Here is a 21,931-nt window from a genome sequence, read left to right as displayed (position 1 = left end):
AAAGTTCTCTACTTTTGACTCATCAATAAAGACACAAATGTTTATTTTACGATAAAACCAAAAACGATGAAAACCCATTTGGAACCTGTGAGAATCATCACTTTCAAATGAAAACTAAACCGCCTTCCAGATTGAGAAGGTGGTTTTTTTATTTTGATGACTTTTGAATTAAAATCTTATTTTCGCAGCCAAACTTATAATCGTTCTAAAAATTTAAATCTATTGTTTTTTGATATTGACGGTAATAATTTCAACAGAGTAAATTTTAAGAACGGGTATAATTCTTTAATAGGAACCTTCGACTCAACAAATAATTTCAATCTCAAGTGTATAGAAGTTGACAATCCAGAATACTCTACTATTAATTGGACGGACCGAGATGGCCAGACCACTTTCAGTACAGATTGTGATTATTTATCTACAAATGATGCAAAGAAAAATATATTTCAAATCTATCCAAATCCTGTAAAAGAAAAGTTCATCATCAACACCAGTAATAAAATAGAAATCGTAGAAATCTATTCCCAAACCGGTCAGCTTTTGAAAACTTCAAAATCAAAAGAAGTCAATATTTCTAATTTTCCAAAAGGAAATTATGTTGTCAAAATCAAAACGGACAAAGAAACAATTACTCAGAAAATCATCAAGGAATAAAACGAAAGCCTTTCAAATTTGAAAGGCTTTTTTGTTGGAAATTATTTATTTTTAAATTGATTAATCGCATTAGTGGTAAACTCTGATAGTACCAATTGTCCACTCACTGCAGCACGTTCTGTCAAAAGGTGGTCCCAGTGGTCTGTTCCTTTCCAAAGAATATTTTTCAGTTCAAACATCGCTTCTGGATTCGAACTTGCTAACTTTTCTGCCAGAATTTGGATTTCCGCATCCATTTCCTCCGTCGTTTCATACATATCCTGAAACATATTTTTCTCTCTCGCCCATTCTGCTGAATAGAATTCTGTCGCGTTGATGGCCAATTGTGCAAAAGCCGAAGTTCCGATTTTCTTTTCAACAACAGGACTGATAACGAAAGGTCCAATTCCTACAGCCAATTCACTAAGCTTTACAGAAGCATTTTCCGTTGCAAAAGTATAATCTGCCGCACACGCAATTCCAACACCGCCGCCAACAGCTTTTCCGTGGATTCTTGCAATAATCAATTTTGGAGATTTTCGCATTGCGTTGATGACGTTTGCAAAGCCTGAGAAAAATATTTTCCCAGTTTCGAAGTCTTGAATAGAAATCAATTCGTCAAAAGATGCGCCCGCACAAAATGCTTTTTCGCCACCGCTTTTGAGGATGATGACTTTTGCGTCGTCATTTTGTCCAAGGTTATTGATTTCTTCTACAAGATTTTTAAGTTGCGAACTCGGCATCGAGTTGCTTTGTGGATGGAAAAACTCGATAGTTCCAATTCCGTTTTCTATGGTTGATATTACGTAAGCGTTCATTTTATTAAATTAAATGATTAAAAAATTAAGACATTAAAAAATTACTTTGTTCTTAATTTATTCAAAATATGATTTTTGTGCTGAATCTGCAGCCCGACTTGAGCGGAAATCCTTTTTTGCGTGGACAAAAAGTTCTATTTAAACCGGAATCGTCTGCAAAAAAGATTGGGAGCGGAAGGCGGAAATAGCTGCCATAATTACAAAAATCCGAAAATATTTGATTCTTTTTACTTTTATCTTGTTTCTTGATTTATTCTTGATTCAGTTTCTTTACCATCGTCAAAATCGTAGCAATCGCGACAGTTTCTCCGGTTTCGTCGTAAACATCCACTAGCCAGCGGACGATTCCTTTGGCAATATCGTCTTCGTCACGTTTTTCTTGACTTATTTTTTCTTTGCAAGTAAACTTCACGCCAATCGTCATTCCCGGATAAACGGGTTTCACGAAACGGCATTCGTCCAGACCATAATTAAGCAAAACCGGACCTTTTCTCGGGTCAACAAATAAGCCTGCGGCTTTGCTCAAAATGAAATAACCGTGCGCTACTCTGCTTTCGAAAATCGTTCCTTCCAAAGAGGTTGCGTCCATATGCGCATAGAAATTGTCGCCGGAAACATTGGCAAAATTGGTAATGTCAGCTTCCGTCACCGTATGTTTTGCCGTGACGTAAGTTTCGCTGACTTTCAGTTCTTCAAAATACTTTCTGAATGGATGAATATTGTCCTCAAACTGTTTTCCGCCATATTGATATTGCTGTGTGATGTTGGTCAAAGTGGTTGGTGAACCTTGGATTGCCGTACGTTGCATATAATGAAGAACGCCACGTTTTCCGCCCATTTCCTCGCCACCACCAGCTCTTCCGGGACCGCCGTGAACCAGCATTGGCAAAGGCGAACCGTGACCTGTACTTTCTTTGGCGCAATCGGAATTGAGGATTAAAATCCGTCCGTGCATCGATGCCGCTCCGATGACAAACTCTCTTGCAAAATCGTCATCAGCCGTCACAACAGAACAGCAAAGCGAACCTTTTCCCATTCTCGCCAACTCAATTGCTTCATCGATATTATGATAAGGAATAATCGTACTGACTGGTCCGAAAGCCTCAATGTTATGACAATCTGTATATTTAAAAGGGTCTGAATTAAGGAATAAAATCGGGGAGATGAAAGCGCCTTTGTTTTTGTCCGCACCTTTCACATCGAAATCGTCCAAATCTCCGAAAACGATTTCCTGAGTTTTGGATAATTCCTGAACTTTCTCGGAAACTTCTTTCACCTGGTCTTTATTCGCCAAAGCGCCCATTCTCACACCTTCGACAGTCGGGTCGCCGATGATGACGGTTGAAAGCCTCTGTCCAAGAGCAATCTGAACGTCTTCGACCAAATTAACAGGCACTAAAATCCTTCTCACGGCCGTACATTTTTGTCCGGCTTTGGTCGTCATTTCACGAGCGGCTTCTTTGATGAACAAATCAAATTCCGCTGTTTCAGGCTTTGCATCTTCACCCAAAACCATTGCATTCAAAGAATCTGCTTCCAAATTGAATGGCACAGATTCTTCAAGAATTCTTGGATGAGACTTCAGCATTTTCCCAGTGGAAGCCGAACCTGTAAAGGTCACGACATCTTCGCTCGTCACACTTTCCAGAATTCCGTTGGCTGAACCACAAATTAATTGCAGACTTCCTTCAGGTAAAATTTGGGAAGCGATGATTTCTTTAACGACAACTTCCGTCAAGAAACTTGTTGCTGTCGCAGGTTTCACGATTGCAGGAACGCCAGCCAAAAGGTTGACTGCAATTTTCTCCAACATTCCCCAAACCGGAAAATTAAACGCATTGATATGAATCGCAACCCCACGTTTCGGCGTGCAAATGTGATGACCGATGAATGTTCCTTCTTTGGAAAGTTTTACCGATTCGCCATCTATATAATAAGGTAAATCGGGAAATTGTCTTCGAAGTGATGCATTTGCAAAAAGATTTCCAATCCCACCTTCGATGTCCACCCAGCTGTCAGCTTTGGTTGCGCCAGTTGCCCAACTCACTTTGTAGAACGTTTCTTTCTTTTCCAAAAGATGAAAAGCGAGTTTCTTCAACATCAATCCTCTTTCCTGGAAAGTTAATCTTCGAAGAGCCGGACCGCCAACTTTTCTGGCATAATCCATCATTTCTGCAAAATCCAAACCTTTGGACGTCGCTGTTGCCACCAAATCACCGTTGATGGAGTTATACAAAGCCTGCCCTTCTCCCTCTCCTTTTGTCCATCTGCCGAGCGCGTAATTTTCTAGTTGCATAATATTTTTTGTATTTATGTATGATGTAAAATGTATTAATGACCAAAAATAAGTTCAATGTAAATCGTAAATACTTTTTACATTGATACATTTTACAATTCACTAAACTTTCTCAATAATCACCGCAAAACCTTGTCCCAAACCGACACACATTGTTGCCAAGGCATATTTTTTATTTTGGTTTTGAAGTTCATACATTGCTGAATTCAGGATTCTTGCGCCACTCATTCCGAGTGGATGTCCAAGTGCAATGGCACCACCATTTGGATTGATTCTGGAATCGTTGTCATCCAATCCCCAAGCTCTGATGCAGGCTAAACTTTGTGCAGCGAATGCTTCATTTAACTCAATAATATCAATATCATTAAATGTCAATCCTGCTTTTTGCAATGCCAATTCTGCCGCTTTCACAGGACCGATTCCCATCAATCTTGGTTCAACACCTACAACTGCGCTTGAAACTATTCTTGCTTTTGGTGTTAATCCAAATTCTTTAATCGCATTTTCAGAGGCTAATAAATTAACTGCAGCGCCATCATTCAATCCGGAAGCATTTCCTGCCGTGACTGTTCCGTCTTTTTTGAAAGCCGTTCTTAATTTTGATAAGCCCTCAATTGTTGTATCGTTTTTCGGGAATTCATCTTTGTCGAAAATCAAATCTTCGCCTTTTCTTTGCGGAATATTGACAGGAACAATTTCCTGTGACAATCTTCCGTTTTCCTGAGCAACCTTCGCTTTCTGTTGAGAATTATAGGCAAACAAATCCTGGTCTTTACGGGAAATCGCATCACGCTCAGCCAGATTTTCCGCTGTTTCACCCATTGCATCTACGCCATACATTTCTTTCATTTTTGGATTGATGAACCGCCAGCCGAAAGTGGTGTCATAGATTTTTACATCGCCACCAAACTGACTTTCAGATTTTGAAATCACCAATGGTCCGCGCGTCATATTTTCCACACCGCCGGAAATCATCAAATCAGCATCGCCAACCTGAATCGCTCTTGCTGCATTAATCGCCGCCGATAAACCAGAAGCGCAAAGTCTGTTGACCGTTTCGCCGGGAACGTGATAATCCAAACCGGAAAGCAACGCCGACATTCTTGCGATATTTCGGTTGTCCTCGCCAGCCTGATTGGCGCAACCTAAAACGACATCGTAGATTTGACGCTGGTCGATGTCCGGATTTCTTTCCAGTAATTTTTTGATAACAAATGCCGCCATATCATCTGGACGGACGGAAGATAAACTTCCTTTCAGTTTTCCAATCGGCGTTCGGATGCCATCTATTATATATACGTTGTTCATTTTTTATGATTGATTAATGATAATCGATGAATGATTTTAATAAAAGTTTTTATTTTGTTTTACTAAGTTTCTGATAATCGGACTGCATCTGTAGCGGTCTTCGTGGTAGAATTGATAAAGTTCATCGAGTTCGTTTTGAAGTTTTTCCAAACCAAATTCATCTGCCCATTTCAATAAACCTTTTGGATAATTCACACCTTTTGTCATTGCCAAATCGATGTCTTCTGCTGAAGCAATGTTTAAGAAATAAGCGTCTGAAGCTTCGTTCATCAGCATAACCAAGATTCTTTTGAATATTAATTCTAACAATTCCGGATTATCATTTGGTTTTGGTTGTTCAGCATTTTGAGAATAATCATAGAATCCTTTTCCAGATTTTCTTCCGTAATAACCAGCTTCGAATAATCTCTTTTGAGTAAATGACGGTTTGAATTTCGGGTCATAGAAAAATTCTTTGAAAACGCTTTCTGTCACTCGATAATTCACATCGTGACCAATGAAATCCATTAATTGAAATGGTCCCATTTTGAATCCGCCCAAACTTGTCATTGCAAAATCAATGGTTGCACAATCTGCAATGCCTTCTTCCAAAATCCGAATCGCTTCTCCGTAAAATGGTCTTGCAACGCGATTCACAATAAATCCAGGTGTATCTTTTGCAATTACCGGAAGTTTTTTCCAACTTTCTACTAAGTTTTTCACTTTAAAAATTAATTCTTTATCCGTCTGAACAGCTGGAATTACCTCAACCAAAGCCATCAAAGGCGCCGGATTGAAGAAATGAATTCCGATTACACGCTCAGGTTTCTGACAAGCCGATGCAATGGATGCAATGGATAATGATGAAGTATTGGTCGCCAAAATACAATCTTTGGAAACCAGAATTTCTAATTTTTGGAATAAGTCTTTCTTGATTTCCAAATCTTCAACAATCGCTTCGATGATTAATTCTGAATCTTTTAATTCGGACATTTTATCACTCAATCGAATCTTATCAAAATAAGTTTCCGATTCTTGAAAGGTCATTTTTCCTTTCTCCGCCAATTTCTGAAACTGTGCTTCAAGGTCTTTTCCGGCTTTTTCTACGGCAAGTGGATTGCTGTCGTACAACAGGACCTCGTTTTCGGCTGTTGCCAAAACCTGTGCTATTCCGCTTCCCATTGCTCCGCTACCGACTATTCCTATTTTCATTCTTTATTGTAAAATGTATGATGTAAAAAGTATAATGTAAAAAGTATAATGACTTTTTTATTGATATAATTTTTAGCGGAAATTAATATTTACTTCCATTTGCTTCTTAACTTATTCCACTCATTCCAAAACGCTGGATATCCAATTACATTCATTTCATTTTCTTCCTCAACTATCTTGGGTTTACTTTCATTGTAAAAACTTTCAATTTTATCTGCAAAGCCTAAAACAATCTCTTTATAGGATTTAAAATTTATTTCTGCCTCGGTTCCTTTTTCAGTTATTAATTTTACATTGTCATTTGTATGAATAATTGTCCAATCTATACCACTTGGACAACCTAGAACATTGACAAAATCATCTTCCTTATTTTCTGCTAAGAAATTAAATCCACAACAGGGAAGAAGTTGACCTGCATAATCTCCACTTCTATAATCTTCTTCTAAAGTTCTCATTAGATATAATGCAGTTGAACTAACGGTAACTTCTAAAGTATCCTCATCACAAATTATCTCATCTCCAATTTTTACATATAATTTTCCGTGCGCGCACAAATCAACTTCTTCGTTCATATTTTCAAGCCAATATAAACTCAGCAGTTTTAATTCAAAAGTTTCATTCATTTGTTTAATTAATGACATTTAAAATAATCAAAAGGCTCTTTGCAATCATCGCATTGGTATAGTGCTTTGCAGGCTGTGGAACCAAACTGACTTACCAAATGAGTGTGTTTCGAACTGCAAAGCGGACACTCGACCTCATCTGTTTTTGAGAATAATTCATTACTGTTTTTTGAATAGACAGGCGGTGCGATGCCGTACGCTTTCAGTTTTTGTTTTCCTTCTTCCGTCATCCAATCGGTTGTCCAAGCCGGACTCAGTCGATTGGTGATTTTAATATTATTGAAACCTTTTTCAACCAGTTTCATTCTGATAGCCATATTAATCATCGATGTTGCGGGACAACCAGAATAAGTGGGTGTTACTACAATTTCGATTTCATCTTCATTGAGATTCACATCGCGGATAATTCCCAAATCCAAAAGGTTGAGAACAGGAACTTCCGGGTCGGAAACTTCCTTTAATATTTGCCAGATGTCATTTTCCGTGATTGTCATTTTATTTTTAACGCAAAGGCGCAATTATTTTTATTAATTTAATGTTTTAAGTCGCAATGTTTTTGCGCAATGTTTTGCGACTTAAAGCAGTTTTTTATTCACAGCTCTTGCGCCTTTGCGTTACAAATTACCATTCCATATTTGGATATGTGCGCTGCATGATTTGCATTTCTGCTAAGATGTAACCCATTTTCTCAGTATGTTTTCCGTCTTTTCCGCCTGTGAGTTTTCTCGATTTCTCGAAGTCGATTGTCAAAGTGGCTTCGTTCAGGATTTCCAGAACTTTGGTTTCCCATTTTGGTCTGAAGGTTCTGATGTCGGGGATTATGTTTTGTTCGATTAATTCTAATTCCCAGTTTGTTGGAATAAACATTTCGTCTGTAAAATCTACCAAATCATTGATTGACTTCTGAATTTTAATATGACTTTCTTCTGTGCCATCACCCAATCTAATCATCCATTCGCTACTCCATTTTAAGTGATAGGTTACTTCTTTCAAAGACTTTTCTGCGATGGAAGCGAGTTTCAAATCTGAATGGTGTTTCAGTTCTGTCAATAATAAATGATGGTAAGCATCAAAGAAAAACTGTCTTGCAATCGTGTCTCCGAAATGGCCGTTTTCTTTTTCTACCAACAATAGATTCTTAAACTCACGTTCGTTTCTTAGGAACGCTAAATCATCTTCCGTTTTTCCTTCATTCTGAATTTCTGTTGCATATTGATAATAGTTGGAAGATTCTCCCAGCAAATCCAAAGCGATATTTGACAAGGCAATATCCTGTTCCAAGACGGGACCTTTTCCGCACCATTCGCAAAGACGCTGTCCGAGAATGAGGCTTGTGTCTGCGAGATGCAGGAGATAATTGAGCCAGTTGTTTTTCTTGTTTTCCATTTGTTTGAATACAAAGGTTTTTAACTTTATTAATTTCTTTTTGTCATTCCGTAGGAATCTAGATTGTTGAGATTGACTTCGTCGAACCACTTCGTTAGGTTTCCTACGGAATGACAATATTGTGTTTTTATGATTACAGTTGTTTTATACTGAAAACCGCAGCCCGACTTGAGTGGAAATCCTTTTTTGCTTATACTCACGTTCTAGTTAGACTGAAATCGTCGGCAAAAAAGATTGGGAACGGAAGGCGGAAATAGCTGCCACAATAATTAAATTACATATTCTTCACCTCCTCCGGAACGTGGTAAAACGTCGGGTGGCGATACACTTTGTCTTCCGAAGGTTCGTAAAATGCTTCGGAATCGTCGGGATTTGTGGCGTGAATATGCTTGGATTCTACGACCCAAATGCTGACGCCTTCCATCCTTCTGGTGTAAACATCGCGTGCGTTTTGGATTGCCATCTCAGCATCTGCCGCGTGGAGACTGCCGACGTGCTTGTGGTCGAGGCCTTGTCTGCTTCTGATGAAAACCTCCCAAAGTGGCCATTCTGTATTTTGCATAATATTTCAGATTAGAGACGGATAGATTAGAGATAATAGACTTTAATCTATCTGTTTATGATTGTGGATTTTATCGCAAAGGCGCAAGATTTTTCTTTTCTTATTATGTTGTAAGTCGCAAATTTTAAAAATCGAATTAAATTTTTGCGACTTATAACATTGCTTTTTCAAAATACTTGCGTCTTTGCGTTATAAAAAAATTAAACTGTTTTTCTGTTTTGTTCTTCTCTTAATTTTCTTTTCTCGTGGTAAGCGGTTGCGGCTTCTCGTACCCAAGCGCCGTCGTCGAAGGCTTTTTTGCGGGTCTCGACACGTTCTTTGTTGCAAGCACCGTTGCCTTTTACGACTTTCCAAAACTCATCCCAATCGATTTCTCCGAATTCGTAATGTCCCGTTTCTTCATTGAACTTCAAGTCTGGGTCGGGAATCGTCAAGCCCAAATATTCTGCCTGAGGAATGGAAACGTCTACGAAACGCTGTCTCAGCTCGTCATTGGTGAAGCGTTTGATTCGCCATTTCATAGACATTTCTGTGTTTCCGGATTCTGCATCTTTGGGTCCGAACATCATCAAAGTCGGCCACCACCAACGGTTGAACGCATCCTGAGCCATTGCTTTCTGCTCCGGCGAACCTTGTGCGAGCTTCATCATCAGCTCGTAACCTTGTCTTTGGTGGAAACTTTCTTCCTTGCAAATCCGAACCATCGCTCTGGCGTAAGGTCCGTACGAAGCGCGGCAAAGTGGTACTTGATTCAGAATCGCAGCACCATCTACCAGCCAGCCGATTGCGCCCATATCTGCCCAAGTCAACGTAGGATAGTTGAAAATACTGGAATATTTGGCTTTTCCAGAATGTAAATCATTGATGGTTTCGTCCCTTGTTACGCCCAAAGTTTCAGCAGCACAATAAAGATACAAACCGTGACCAGCCTCGTCCTGAACTTTTGCCAGAAGGATTTTCTTTCGGTTCAAAGTTGGGGCGCGCGTAATCCAGTTGGCTTCCGGCAGCATTCCTACAATCTCGGAATGGGCGTGCTGAGAAATCTGACGAATCAGGGTTTTTCTGTACGCGTCCGGCATCCAGTCTTTTGGTTCGATGCGGATTTCGCTGTCTATTTTATTCTGAAAATGTTCTTCTAAATTGATTTCTGTTGTTTCCATAATGTTTTGTTTTAATGGAATTTATTTAAACGCAAAGCGCGCAAAGTTTTTTATTTATTCTACTGGTTTTAATTTCGCAAAGACGTAAAACTCATCAAAGAATTAAACTTCAAAGTTTTTTTGTCATTCCGTAGGAATCTCGACAGTTTAGATTGACTTCGTCGAACCACTTCGTTAGGTTTCCTACGGAATGACAAACTTGATGGTTATGACTTAATCTCGTTTTATACCGAATCCGCAGCCCGACTTGAGCGGAAATCCTTTTTTGCGTGGACTTCATTCTCTATTGAACTGAAATCGTCTGCAAAAAAGATTGGGAGCGGAAGGCGGATTAAGCTGCCATAATTATTATTTTATTTAATATCAAAATTCACAACCACTTCCTCCGACCTCGGATGCGCTTGGCAAGACAAGATAAATCCTGCGGCAATCTCGTCCGGTTCCAGGGAATAATTGATGTCCATCACGACTTCGCCTTTTTCCAGTTTGCACTTGCAAGTGGCGCAAACACCGCCTTTGCAGGCGTACGGCAAGTCGGCTCCGTTTTGCAAAGCGGCGTCCAGAATGGTTGGGCCGTGGTAAGCCAAATCTAATTTCAAAGCGGTCGCATCCAACTTGACGGTGACTTTGCTAAATACGTCATCCGATTTGTTGATTGCGGACTCGTGCTCTTTTTTCTTTTCGGCAGAGGCTGCGCTGAAGAATAATTCGAAGTGAATCTTCTTAGCATCCACGCCGGAACTGACCAAAGCATCTCTCACGCCGAGAATCATTTCTTCCGGTCCGCAAAGGAAAACCTCATCGATTTTCTCTGGCGGAATGATATTATTGAGGAATGATTTTGCTTTCTCGGAATTGATTCTTCCACTCAACAAATCGGCGTCGGCAACCTCGCGGCTGAGAATGTGATAAATGCTGAGGCGTTCCATAAAACGGTTTTTCAAAGCTTCGATTTCTTCTTTGAAGATGATGGTCGCTTTGTTTTTGTTTCCGTAAATCAGAATGAACTGGCTTTGAGGCTCGTTTTTCAAAACTGATTTGATGATGGAAATAATTGGTGTGATTCCACTTCCTGCTGCAAAAGCAACGTAAGTTTTCTTGTTTTCAGGATTCAGTTCTGTGTAGAATTTCCCCATCGGAGGCATCACTTCCAGAACGTCACCTTCTTTCAGGTTTTCATTCATAAAAGAAGAGAACAAACCTTCGGGAACTTTCTTCACTGCGACTTTCAATTCGCCTTCGCACGGACTTGCACAGATTGAATAAGACCGACGAAGTTCCTGCTCGCCATTCATTTGTCGGAATGTCAAATATTGTCCTTGCGTGAATTTGAACTGTTCCGATAATTCTGCAGGCACATCAAAACTCACGGAAACACAATCCTGCGTTTCTTTCTTGACTTTTTTGACGGTTAAAGGGTGAAATGTTGTTGACACGTTTTTTTTTAATTGATGAGCGATAGGTGATAAATGATTAATTCAAATTGTACAAATTATCATTCATCGATTATCATTTATGAGTTAAGGCCTTTCATTAATAATGTTTTCAAATCATCTTCCAATTCCTGTGGTGTGATGTCGCGGCTTGGTTTATACCAGAGTTCAATCCATCTTAATGAAGATAACATTGTGAAAAGTGCGACGGAAACATTCATTTTTTTGAATTCGCCGTTTTGCATTCCTTGTTCTATGATGTTGGCAAAGCTTTTTTCGTAGGACTTTCTGGTTTCTTTATACTGTTCTTTCTTGTCATTAGACAAATATTTCCAATCATTATTTGCTACAGAAACTGAGGCAGAATCTTCGATAATCAACTGAACGTGAAGTCCGATGATGGCGTTCAGTTTTTCTTGAAAAGTCTGGTTGGTGTTTTCGATTTCCTGAAGTTGGGAAATATATTGGTTGGCAATTTTAAAACAAATCAATTCTAGGATTTCGTCCTTAGATTTGATGTGGTTGTACATACTTGCGGCTTCCATTCCTACTTTTTCGGCGAGGTCGCGCATACTGGTTCCGCCGAAACCTTTCTCTTTGAAAAGCATTGCGGCTTCGGATAAAATCAATTCTTTTTTATTGATTTTTATTTTCGGAGTCAGAACATTTTCTTCCATCATTCCTTAATATTTCAACAATTGTTTTATTTCTTTAATTAATTTCTGTGTGTTCGGCAACATTTCCTTTTCCAATTCGGAATTGATAGGAATTGCCGGTAAATCTTTGGCGCCAACTACTTTTACCGGAGCGTCCAGATGTCTGAAACAATGGTCACTGATTCTTGCTGCCAGACTTTGAGCAAAACTATTATTCACAGGTTCTTCTGTCAACACGATGCAACGGTTGTGTTTTTTCACACTTTCGAAAACCCGGTTTTCATCTAAAGGGGCGAGTGTTCTCAAATCAATGATTTCAATTTGATTGTCAAATTCTTTCGCTGCATTTGAAGCCCAATAAACGCCCATTCCGTAAGTGATGATGGTCAAAGTAGGTTTGTCTTGGCGATTTTCGCAAAGCAAAACTTCTCTCGCTTTACCAAATGGAATGATGTAATCTTCGTCTGGTTCTATGGTTTTTGCATTTTCTGTTCCTTCGATTTTTGACCAATACAATCCTTTGTGTTCGAGCATTACAACCGGATTTGGGTCGTAGAAAGCCGCTTTCATCAAACCTTTCAAATCTGCGCCTGTTGATGGATACGCGATTTTAATACCTTTGATATTCGTCAAAACACTTTCCACGGAACTCGAGTGATAAGGTCCGCCACTTCCGTAGGCGCCAATCGGAACGCGGAGAATCATTGACACTGGCCATTTTCCATTGGACAAATAATAACTTCTGGAAACTTCGGTGAATAATTGATTCAGTCCTGGCCAAATATAATCTGCGAATTGAACTTCGACAATTGGTTTCAAACCAACTGCGCTCATTCCGACCGTTGAACCAACGATAAACGCTTCCTGAATTGGGGTATTGAAAACCCTCTTTTCTCCGAATTGTGCTGCCAGCGTAATCGCTTCACGGAAAACACCACCTAATCTAAGACCAACATCTTGTCCATATAATAAGGCTTCCGGATGTTTGGTCATCAATTCTCTGATGGCGAAAAGTGCACAATCTACCATTACCGTTGGGATTTTTCCGCTTGGGGAACGTTCTCCTTTTTCTTCGGTGATTGGCGTTGGTGCAAAATCGTGTTCGTAAGCGTCTTCTGGTTTTGGGTCTTCTGCTAAAACAGCATTTTCAAAATCGGTTCTTACGAGTTCCGCAACTTCTTTTTCTATGGTTTCAACTTCAGAATCTTCTACACTGAATTCTGACAGTTGATTTCTTAATTTGATTAATGGGTCATTTTTCGCACATTCTTCCAAATCATCTCGGTACCACTCTTTTCGTACGCCGGAAGTATGATGATTTAATAAAGGAACTTTTGCGTGAATCAGCATTGGACGGCGTTCTTCACGGATGATTTTGATGCACTCTTTGACGGTTTCGTAAGATTTGATAAAATCTGTTCCGTCGATGGTTCTGGTTTCGATGCCGTTGAAACCTTGCATATATTGTGTGATATCCTGCGCTCTTATTTCTTTTGCGTTGGCTGAAATATCCCATTCGTTGTCCTGAACCAGATAAAGAATTGGCAGTTGTTTCAACGCTGCCATTTGAAACGCTTCGGAAACTTCACCTTCTGTACAACTTGCGTCGCCGAGTGAGCAGACTGCGATTGGTTTTTCATCAACGTTTTCAGCGATTCCGGTTTCTTCTTTATATTTCATTCCCATTGCAATTCCGGTGGTTGGGATGGCTTGCATTCCTGTTCCGGAACTTTGGTGGATGATTTTTGGGAAATCGTATCGTCTCAGACTTGGATGTGCGTAGTAAGTTCTTCCGCCGGAAAATGGGTCGTCGCGTTTTGCTAAAAGCTGAAGCATCAATTCGTAAGGTGTGATTCCGATTCCCAGCAAAATTGAATCATCTCTATAATAAGGACTCACGAAATCCTGTGGCAACAATTGCATTCCCAAAGCGAGCTGAATCGCCTCGTGTCCGCGGGAAGTGGCGTGAACGTACTTCGAAGTGATTTTTTTTTCCTGCTCAAACAAATCGGTCATCGTTTTTGCCGTAAACATCAAACGATAGGCTGATTTGAGTAAATCAGTCATAGAAATTTCTTTGTTTAAAAAATGTCTTTTGGTCATTTCCATATTTAAACATTTGACATCCAGTTAATTAACCCTAATATCGAATTATGAATGTGATTTAAACAAACTTACGCATTTTTATTTAACTAACAAATGTTAGTTAGTTTCTTTTAATTCCTTTAAAAAAAATTGTCAGTTTCAAAAAGACAATAAAATCCTATTTCTACACAACATTTTCATTTGCATAATTCACTATATTTGAATCAATTAAAACTATAACCTATGAAAAAACCTTTCCTTTTTATCTTTTCAGTACTTACTTATTACTTAGGATTTGGACAAACCAATCCTGTTCAAAATTTAACGTGGAGTCATTACTATGATTATTCCAATTATCGCAATATCTTCTCACTCTATTGGAATGAACCTGAAACACCTCATAATGAATTGATTGGATATAATATTTATCGTGGAAATGAATTGTATAAATTCCAAACAACAACTTCAGTAGGTTGCAATCCTGACTGGGGAGTAACTTCTGGTTGTGATTTTCTCACTCAAGCATTTACTGTTTACGTAAAAGCAGTTTACGAAGGAAATATAGAATCAGAAGCAGTTTCATATACAATAAATGGTCCTGCTTTGGATATTAAGGATATTTCTTCGAAACCAATTACGGTTGCACCTAATCCAGTAAAAGACATTATCAATTTCTCAGAAGAAGTTTCAAATATTAGAATATCAGATATATCTGGGAAAATTATAAAACAATTTTCTAATTCTGAAAAATCTGTAAATCTTTCAAAACTTGCAAAGGGAACCTACATTCTTTCTGCAACTGCGAAAACCGGAGAAACAATCAATAAGAAATTTATAAAAGAACTCGTAGTGCATTATTAAATTAATTCAATTTTAAGTCTATTCATTTTTCTACTGAAAACAAAAACATTTACAAACTGAATGAAAGTTAATGCTGTTATTTTGCTCAATACCCTTGTTTTAAAACCGTTAAAAGATTTTGCGTAATTGTTTCTGATTTTAAATTGGTCGCAAAGTTGAGAGAATAAAGTCTCAATTCTTTTTCTGGATTTTCTGAAAATATATTTTTGTTTTTGATAATTTTTTTGGTTGTTTCTCATGGGTGTATCCAGCTTTATATTCGCATAATTGAACAAATCTGTTTGCACTTGGGTGGATAAATAACCCCTGTCTCCAATCAACGTACAATTGTTCATTTGATGCTTGATATCTTGCAAAAAATGAATATCATGAATGCTTGCTGTAGAAATATCAAAACTTTGGAAAACTCCGGAAACAGAACAAACAGCATGTAATTTGTAACCATAATAATAACTCGATTGAGAAGCGCAATAACCTTTGCTGGGAAACGAAAATTCATTTTCCTTACAAATTTTAGAGCGGTTCGCTCTTGCGTTTTTACAGATTTCTAAAGGCATCGAATCTACAATAAAAGTGGTTTCCATCTCATTAAATTTAGCAACCATAAGTTTTCTAATATTTTCCAAGTGTAAGAAAAGCTTTCTTTTTCTGCGATTAAACACACTTCTCTCAATCATTCCCTTTAGTTTTGAATTAGAGAGGTATCTAAACAACTGATATTCTGAATCTATCGATAAATATTCCGCAGAAATATTTATTGCAATGAGCTCTAAATCAGATAATTTTGGTTTAATTGGTTTGAAATAAAAATTTTCTTTGATGGTTAATTTTCTTAATTCCTTTAAAATAAAATCGTAAATTGCATCTAGGTTATTCATAACGTATTAGATTGATAGTCAATACAATATACGAAATTTTCGTATTATGAGTAACCTTTTTTATAATGCACTACGGGTTGTTTTATAATCTTAACCGTTTCCGTCTTACCATTTTTCAACGTCACTTTTCCAATGTAATTACCTGAAGTAAGGTTTGAAACATTTACTTTATTACTATTGATCTTAGAATCTTTCACAAGCTGTCCTGAGACATTGTAGATTAAAATTCGGTCAGCTTCGTCTTTTGAGACGATTGTCATTTCGTTCTTCACAGGATTTGGATAAATAGCGAAACTATTTTTATCGACATCATTTACAGCTAAGCTAGATTTAGAATATCCGATCGCTTGGAAAACATAATTAAATCCATCATTGATCTCCCAAGTTTCTCCCCCATCATAAGAAGTGTAAGAATATCCGCCGATTCCTTCCTGAGTAGTGGTCTCCCAACGCAGATAATCTGTGAACGGGACCTGAGTTGCCTTAACCTCGACAAAATATCTGCCCGATGACAATTCCACAGCCTGAGGCAATTCAAAATCCAGATCTACTGCCACTACATCCAGCGGATATCCTGGAATTGGCCAATATCCAAAATAATTTTCTGTTTTTGGACCAATATTCTCAAAAGAAAACAAGACCTCTCCTGGCGAATCATCTACAGAAGAACGGATATTGATCGTCGCATTCTTGACATTTCCGAGTTGTAATGTTGAAATTTTGAAGTTTGTAAGCGTGAATTTCGTATTTTCCTTGACAATGATATCATCAGCCAACGCCCTTCCAGGCATACTAACTCCACCCTCATGTACATCGGAAACATTTCCCTGGCTAGCTGCTGTTCCATAATCAGGCTGAGATTCGCCAGTAGACATACAAATACCTGAAACCTGGAAAACATGATCATAATAAGAAAAACCGCAAAACCAATCTTCGGAATCAAATTTGGAATAGTCAAACCTGCCTAACTTTGTTGTTTCCTGATTATTGATTTCCCAACTTGCTGGTGTAGAATCTCCAGGTTTCGCTTTTATGGACAGATAATATTTTCCTTTCGGCAGATCAAAAGTTGAAGGTAGATCCACATTGATCTCGTACGCCGAATTACCCTCCAATGTATATTTGAAAGTTTGAGAAACAGGAACCACATTTTCAAATGACTTGACCAGATCTCCCGGCTTACCTGCATCATCTTTGTAAAAATAAAGATTGACATAACCTAGGTCGGCCGAACCTTTCACCGCATTGAATTTTACATTGTTTACAGTGAGTACCTTTCCAAACTCCACATCAAAGTCAGATGCAGATGTATATTCGTAGGTTCCTCCTGTTGTAATATTTTCGCCGTTTGCACTAGTGTCTGTTGAAACACCATAACCGCAGTTTTGAGAAAATGACATCACACCGGACAGCATCATCAAAAAAATCAAATTTTTCTTCATAAAACAGATATTATAATTATAAGATGCTAATCTAGTTTACATTATCATCAAATCCTACAACAACGCTTTCGAAATCCCTGATTTTTAAAGTGAAAATAAATATTAAATGACTGATTTATTAATCTTTAAAATTAAAAATCCAATTTGATCAAGATTGAGATTTCGAAGCCTCACGGATAAAAACGGAAGGCGAAATTCCGGTGATATTTCGGAAAACGGTCGCAAAAGAACTGTGTGAAGCAAAGCCACATTCTTCTGCCAAATAACTTATTTTATAATTCTGATACTCTTTATGATTATAAATTTTGTGACAGATGTAAGCGATTCTCAACTCATTAATGTAAGTATTGAAATTCTTCCCCTTGTACTTATTGATGACCTCGGAAAGATAACTTGTATTGGTTTTCAGTTGCAAGGCAAGACTTGAGATCGTAAGTTTTGGATTGGTAAATTTCTCCGAGTTCTCAAATTTCTGAAGTTTTATCAATAGATACTGCTCAACAGAATTTGGAATTTGTAACGGTATATCTTTGGGCGTTTTCTCCAAAGATTCCGGCAAAGTATTTTTAGTTTCGTTATCAGACTCTAGTTTGCCAATGATATTTTCAAAAACCTTCCTTTCTTTTTTCCTGCGGTAGAGCAAATAGATGATCGCTCCGGCTAGAAACAAAACAAAAATGACCGCTATCACAACAACGCTTTTTTTTAGAACTATCCGCGTCCGAGATTGCCTCTTTGTAATCTTTCTGCTCCGCATTGATGGCAGAAGAGATGGCCTGCATTTCCTTTTCCTTGGTCCATTTGTTCAGTTTGATGTATTCCTCATTGTAGAAAGAATATTGAGATTGATCGCCCAAATATTTGTAATTCTGCGAAAGATTGTAGTAAACATCAGAAAGAAGACGCTTGTCCAATTCATTTTTGTGTTTCAGGACAACCTTCAAAGTATCAATTGCCCTTTGATATTCTTTTCTTTCAGAATAAACCTGAGACAACGAATTATAAATAAAATGATCCAGTTCCTTGTTGTAATTATTTTTTATGGCCAAAGCCTTGTTCAGATAGATCTCAGCAGAATCATTTGTAAGGAAATAATAGGAGTTCCCAATATTGTAAAGTGATCTTCTATGATGATAGAGAGACTGCTCATCTCGCTTTTTCACCAATTCGATCTCTCGGAGGGATTTTTTGTAATAATCGTTGGCTTTCTGGTAATTCCCTTCATCAAAATCGATATTTCCAATTTCTAAAAAGGACAAGGTTTTCAGAAGTTTCTTTTTGTCACCTTCCGGCAATTTGTTAACCTGCTGGATCGCGTTGGAAAGATAGAATTTCGCTTTATCATTCAGATTCAATTGCACATATTGGTGAGCGATGGAACCATTCATCCTAGCAATCAGCGCATAATCATCGGTTTTTTCTGCATATTCTTTGGCTTTGAATAGCAACTCGGTGGATTTCTTGAGGTCATTATTTTTGAAGTGGGAAACTGCCGAAGAAGCCAATTCCTCACTTTTCTTTTTATTGTAAGCATCATCATTGGACAAGATATTTTGCCCGGACACTAGATTTACCATCAAAAAGAAAAAGAAAAAAAATTTGTTGAACATCTTCATTTTATGAATTGACGAAACTAATTTACATCAAAAAAGCCGGCTTTAAAAACCGACTTTCTATTTTAATTTTATGTTCTAATTTTAATTTGCAAGAATATTCCCAGTCATTTCTTCCGGAATATCTACGCCCATTACTTTCAGGATTGTTGGTGCAACGTCGCCCAATTTTCCTGGAGTCAAATTCCAAGTGTGGTCTTTGTCCATCACGATGAACGGAACCAAATTCGTGGAATGTTGCGTGTTCGGAGAACCATCTGGATTGATCATCACATCCGAGTTTCCGTGGTCTGCCAGGATGAAAACAGCGTATCCGTGCTCGTAAGCTGTTTCTGCCACTTTCTTGATACAGGAATCTACGACTTCTGCCGCTTTCACTGCTGCTGAGAAAACACCTGTGTGTCCCACCATATCTGTATTTGCAAAGTTTAGAACGATGAAATCTGCACTTTCTTTTTCCAATTCTGGAACGATAGCGTTTGTGATATCGTAAGCGGACATTTCAGGTTTTAAATCGTAGGTCGCCACGTCTTTCGGACTTGGGCAAAGCAATCTTCTTTCCTGTACGAATTCTGCCTCGCGACCGCCTGAGAAGAAGAATGTCACGTGTGGATACTTTTCTGTTTCAGCAATTCTAATTTGAGATTTGCCTGCAGATTCCAGCACTTCTCCCATTGTTTTTTGAAGGACATTCTCATCAAAAACAACTTTTACATTTTGGAAAGATTTATCGTAATTGGTCAAAGTCACATAATACAGATCCAGCTTTTTCATTCCGTATTCCGGGAAATCGTGCTGCGTCAAAACCTCTGTGATCTCACGACCTCTGTCAGTTCTGAAATTGAAAGAAATTACGACATCATGATCTTCGATCTTGCCAATTGGAAAATGGTTTTGAATCGCAACAATCGGTTGGATAAACTCATCCGTCACATCCTCATTATAAGACTCCTGAATCGATTGTACAAAATCTTTAGATTCCTTTCCAACGCCGTTCACCATCAGGTCATAAGCCAACTTCACACGCTCCCAACGTCTGTCTCTATCCATCGCGTAATAACGACCAATCAAAGAAGCCAGTTTTCCCGTTGTGGATTTCATATGCACCAAAAGTTCCTCGATGAAGCCTTTTCCGGATTTCGGGTCACAATCTCTGCCGTCTGTGAAAGCGTGAACGAAGACATTGTCATTCAGTCCAAACTCGTGCGCTGCGGTCAATAATCCTTTCAGGTGATTGATGTGAGAATGCACGCCACCGTTGGAAACCAAACCGATGAAATGTACTTTTTTGTTGTTTGCTTTTGCATATTCGAAAGCGTCCTGGATGACTTTTTCTCTGCCGAGACTTCCAGTTTCTACCGCCATATTCAGTCTTACCAGATTTTGGTAAACGACTCTACCAGCGCCAAGATTCATATGTCCAACTTCGGAATTTCCCATTTGTCCGGCGGGAAGACCAACGGCCAAACCACTTGCTTCGAGGGTTGTGCTTGGAAAAGTTTGAAGGGCGTAATCTATAAAAGGTGTTTTGGCTTGTTTGAGAGCGGAAACTTCGTCATTAAGACCGATTCCCCAGCCGTCTAATATTGCAAGGATTGCTTTTTTTGACATTTTGATTTCTTATTTTGTTTAGACAAATTTACGAAATGAAAATGCGTTCTAATAATTTTTGAGATTTTTTTTAAGTGAGTTGAATTTATGAGTGCAAGCTTATAACTAATGTATTAGAATATAATGGAAATGAAGGTTACACTTTCTATAACAATGCAAAAAATGATAATAGTTTAATATTCTAAATTATTTTATAATTTCAGGATGATCGTACAACCATTCAACCTTAAAAACAAATAAATATTCATTAACCACATCCTTTACTTGAATTGGTAACATTAATTTTAATTCACCCGGATTTAATCCATTTTCTCTTGGATACATTGAATCAGTAACCCATTTTTTTAAAACATCACTATATCTAACATTAGACGTAGGTACTACTACTTCGCTTAATATAGCATCTTTAATGATAATCGAGCTCGGTTGATTTTCATTTTTCTGGGAATATTTAACCCCTTCATGCATTACCTTTGATGACTTTCCATCAAAATCTACAAAAACTGATTCATTCCAAATCAATTTGATACTATTTTGAGAAATATTTTTCAACATAAAACTGAAATCGTCTTGTGTACCAAATATTAAGATATCAATGTAATCATCTACATAACTATATTTCTTTACACCTTCACTTTCAACAAGTTTAGTTTTTCCATATCTTATTTTTGAATCTACTGGTTTTTCTATTTTCACTAAAGTGGAAACATATTTTCCTTTTAAATCCTTTTTAAAAACATTTTTTTCAGCACCTTCTGCAGGAAGTGTTTGTTTTTCCTCTGTCATCAAATTTTTTAAAACATAATTCACTGTTGGATATGGCTTGTCAAAGATACGATCACTTTTAACAGTTAAAACCAAAACATCAACTACTTCATAAACTGATTTTACTTTATCATTTATAAATTTTAGACCTATTAAATTTACTTTATCCTTATTTAATTTATCAATTAATAAAAGCGGTACTGTGTAATAATCAGTAATGCAGAAAGTTATAAAATAGTCGTAATCGCCATTAGCGATTATCATTTTAAAATTAGATTTCCCACCGTTTTCTTGAAGGATAAAAGTCATCTGTTTGTCATTACCTGTAATTTTAGTAATCACATATTCTTGATTGAATTTTCCTTTAAAATCTTTCTTATCCTCATATGATAGAGGTTCAGTTGGTAAATAAGTAACAATCTCCCCCACATATTTTTGATATTCTGCTAAAGTAGAGTATTTCTGAATTCCATATTTTCCAAAATTTGCTTTTGGATGTTCAGCGAATAAATTTGTAGAAAAAAATGTTAGAAAAAAAATGAACAGAATAGAAGTTAATTTCATAATTGTAAGTATTTATTTTTATTTAAAATTAACTCGTAGTGCATTA

General features: G+C 37.7%; 20 protein-coding genes. 2 read left to right on the top strand and 18 right to left on the bottom strand.

What is annotated here, in order from left to right:
* Positions 1-222 precede the first annotated feature (222 nt).
* Positions 223-654 carry a T9SS type A sorting domain-containing protein gene (locus tag AXA65_RS13200; protein WP_165596606.1) on the top strand — a complete coding sequence of 144 codons (432 nt, stop codon included), beginning with the start codon at positions 223-225 and terminating at the stop codon, positions 652-654.
* A gap of 41 nt (positions 655-695) precedes the next feature.
* Here the strand turns inward: AXA65_RS13200 and AXA65_RS13195 are convergent, their stop codons facing one another.
* The 12 genes from AXA65_RS13195 to AXA65_RS13140 form a co-directional block, all read right to left on the bottom strand.
* Positions 696-1,451 (bottom strand): enoyl-CoA hydratase/isomerase family protein, encoded by a 756-nt coding sequence (locus AXA65_RS13195; RefSeq protein WP_063970561.1) that lies wholly within the window; start codon positions 1,449-1,451, stop codon positions 696-698.
* Between the two features lie 250 nt (positions 1,452-1,701).
* Positions 1,702-3,747 (bottom strand): phenylacetic acid degradation bifunctional protein PaaZ, encoded by a 2,046-nt coding sequence (gene paaZ / locus AXA65_RS13190; RefSeq protein WP_063970560.1) that lies wholly within the window; start codon positions 3,745-3,747, stop codon positions 1,702-1,704.
* A 102-nt stretch (positions 3,748-3,849) separates the two neighbouring features.
* Positions 3,850-5,055: a 3-oxoadipyl-CoA thiolase gene (gene pcaF, locus AXA65_RS13185; RefSeq protein ID WP_063970559.1), complete on the bottom strand. Its 1,206-nt coding sequence runs from the start codon at positions 5,053-5,055 to the stop codon at positions 3,850-3,852.
* Between the two features lie 36 nt (positions 5,056-5,091).
* The gene (locus AXA65_RS13180) at positions 5,092-6,246 is read right to left on the bottom strand and encodes a 3-hydroxyacyl-CoA dehydrogenase NAD-binding domain-containing protein (protein WP_063970558.1); all 1,155 of its coding nucleotides are present in this window, start codon (positions 6,244-6,246) and stop codon (positions 5,092-5,094) included.
* An 89-nt stretch (positions 6,247-6,335) separates the two neighbouring features.
* The gene (locus tag AXA65_RS13175; protein WP_063970570.1) at positions 6,336-6,869 is read right to left on the bottom strand and encodes a hypothetical protein; all 534 of its coding nucleotides are present in this window, start codon (positions 6,867-6,869) and stop codon (positions 6,336-6,338) included.
* Between the two features lie 8 nt (positions 6,870-6,877).
* Positions 6,878-7,363: a 1,2-phenylacetyl-CoA epoxidase subunit PaaD gene (paaD, locus tag AXA65_RS13170; protein ID WP_063970557.1), complete on the bottom strand. Its 486-nt coding sequence runs from the start codon at positions 7,361-7,363 to the stop codon at positions 6,878-6,880.
* Positions 7,364-7,490: 127 nt separating this feature from the next.
* Positions 7,491-8,255, bottom strand: a complete 765-nt coding sequence (gene paaC, locus AXA65_RS13165; RefSeq protein WP_063970556.1) for a 1,2-phenylacetyl-CoA epoxidase subunit PaaC — start codon at positions 8,253-8,255, stop codon at positions 7,491-7,493.
* A gap of 274 nt (positions 8,256-8,529) precedes the next feature.
* Positions 8,530-8,817: a 1,2-phenylacetyl-CoA epoxidase subunit PaaB gene (gene paaB / locus AXA65_RS13160; protein WP_063970555.1), complete on the bottom strand. Its 288-nt coding sequence runs from the start codon at positions 8,815-8,817 to the stop codon at positions 8,530-8,532.
* A 200-nt stretch (positions 8,818-9,017) separates the two neighbouring features.
* Positions 9,018-9,977 carry a 1,2-phenylacetyl-CoA epoxidase subunit PaaA gene (paaA, locus tag AXA65_RS13155; protein WP_063970554.1) on the bottom strand — a complete coding sequence of 320 codons (960 nt, stop codon included), beginning with the start codon at positions 9,975-9,977 and terminating at the stop codon, positions 9,018-9,020.
* 353 nt (positions 9,978-10,330) lie between these two features.
* On the bottom strand, positions 10,331-11,413 hold the full coding sequence (gene paaE / locus AXA65_RS13150; protein ID WP_063970553.1) for a 1,2-phenylacetyl-CoA epoxidase subunit PaaE: 1,083 nt from the start codon (positions 11,411-11,413) through the stop codon (positions 10,331-10,333).
* Positions 11,414-11,490: 77 nt separating this feature from the next.
* The gene (locus AXA65_RS13145) at positions 11,491-12,090 is read right to left on the bottom strand and encodes a TetR/AcrR family transcriptional regulator (protein ID WP_086048201.1); all 600 of its coding nucleotides are present in this window, start codon (positions 12,088-12,090) and stop codon (positions 11,491-11,493) included.
* Positions 12,091-12,093: 3 nt separating this feature from the next.
* Positions 12,094-14,133, bottom strand: a complete 2,040-nt coding sequence (locus AXA65_RS13140) for a thiamine pyrophosphate-dependent enzyme (protein ID WP_063970568.1) — start codon at positions 14,131-14,133, stop codon at positions 12,094-12,096.
* Between the two features lie 261 nt (positions 14,134-14,394).
* Between AXA65_RS13140 and AXA65_RS13135 the strand changes: the two genes are divergently transcribed.
* Positions 14,395-15,012, top strand: a complete 618-nt coding sequence (locus AXA65_RS13135) for a T9SS type A sorting domain-containing protein (RefSeq protein WP_063970552.1) — start codon at positions 14,395-14,397, stop codon at positions 15,010-15,012.
* On the opposite strand, the gene AXA65_RS13130 is transcribed toward AXA65_RS13135, so the two are convergent.
* From AXA65_RS13130 to AXA65_RS13105, 6 genes are all read right to left on the bottom strand, one after another.
* On the bottom strand, positions 15,009-15,890 hold the full coding sequence (locus tag AXA65_RS13130; RefSeq protein ID WP_063970551.1) for an IS982 family transposase: 882 nt from the start codon (positions 15,888-15,890) through the stop codon (positions 15,009-15,011). The two genes, AXA65_RS13135 and AXA65_RS13130, sit on opposite strands and share 4 nt — an antisense overlap.
* A gap of 44 nt (positions 15,891-15,934) precedes the next feature.
* On the bottom strand, positions 15,935-17,332 hold the full coding sequence (locus tag AXA65_RS13125; protein WP_063970550.1) for a T9SS type A sorting domain-containing protein: 1,398 nt from the start codon (positions 17,330-17,332) through the stop codon (positions 15,935-15,937).
* A 148-nt stretch (positions 17,333-17,480) separates the two neighbouring features.
* Positions 17,481-18,023 carry a helix-turn-helix domain-containing protein gene (locus AXA65_RS13120; RefSeq protein WP_165596605.1) on the bottom strand — a complete coding sequence of 181 codons (543 nt, stop codon included), beginning with the start codon at positions 18,021-18,023 and terminating at the stop codon, positions 17,481-17,483.
* Entirely contained in the window at positions 17,938-18,942 is a 1,005-nt protein-coding gene (locus AXA65_RS19930; protein ID WP_165596604.1) for a tetratricopeptide repeat protein, read from the bottom strand. The genes AXA65_RS13120 and AXA65_RS19930 overlap by 86 nt, the downstream gene beginning before the upstream one ends.
* Positions 18,943-19,029: 87 nt before the next feature.
* Positions 19,030-20,556 carry a 2,3-bisphosphoglycerate-independent phosphoglycerate mutase gene (gpmI, locus tag AXA65_RS13110; protein WP_063970547.1) on the bottom strand — a complete coding sequence of 509 codons (1,527 nt, stop codon included), beginning with the start codon at positions 20,554-20,556 and terminating at the stop codon, positions 19,030-19,032.
* Between the two features lie 186 nt (positions 20,557-20,742).
* A complete protein-coding gene (locus tag AXA65_RS13105) occupies positions 20,743-21,885 on the bottom strand; it encodes a hypothetical protein (protein WP_063970546.1) in 1,143 nt (380 codons plus the stop codon).
* Positions 21,886-21,931 lie beyond the last annotated feature (46 nt).

This window comes from Chryseobacterium sp. FP211-J200, from assembly GCF_001643375.1.
GTDB classification, from domain to species: Bacteria; Bacteroidota; Bacteroidia; order Flavobacteriales; family Weeksellaceae; genus Epilithonimonas; species Epilithonimonas ginsengisoli.
Note: the sequence above shows the minus strand (reverse complement) of the source record. Positions and strands in the feature narration are given on the sequence as shown.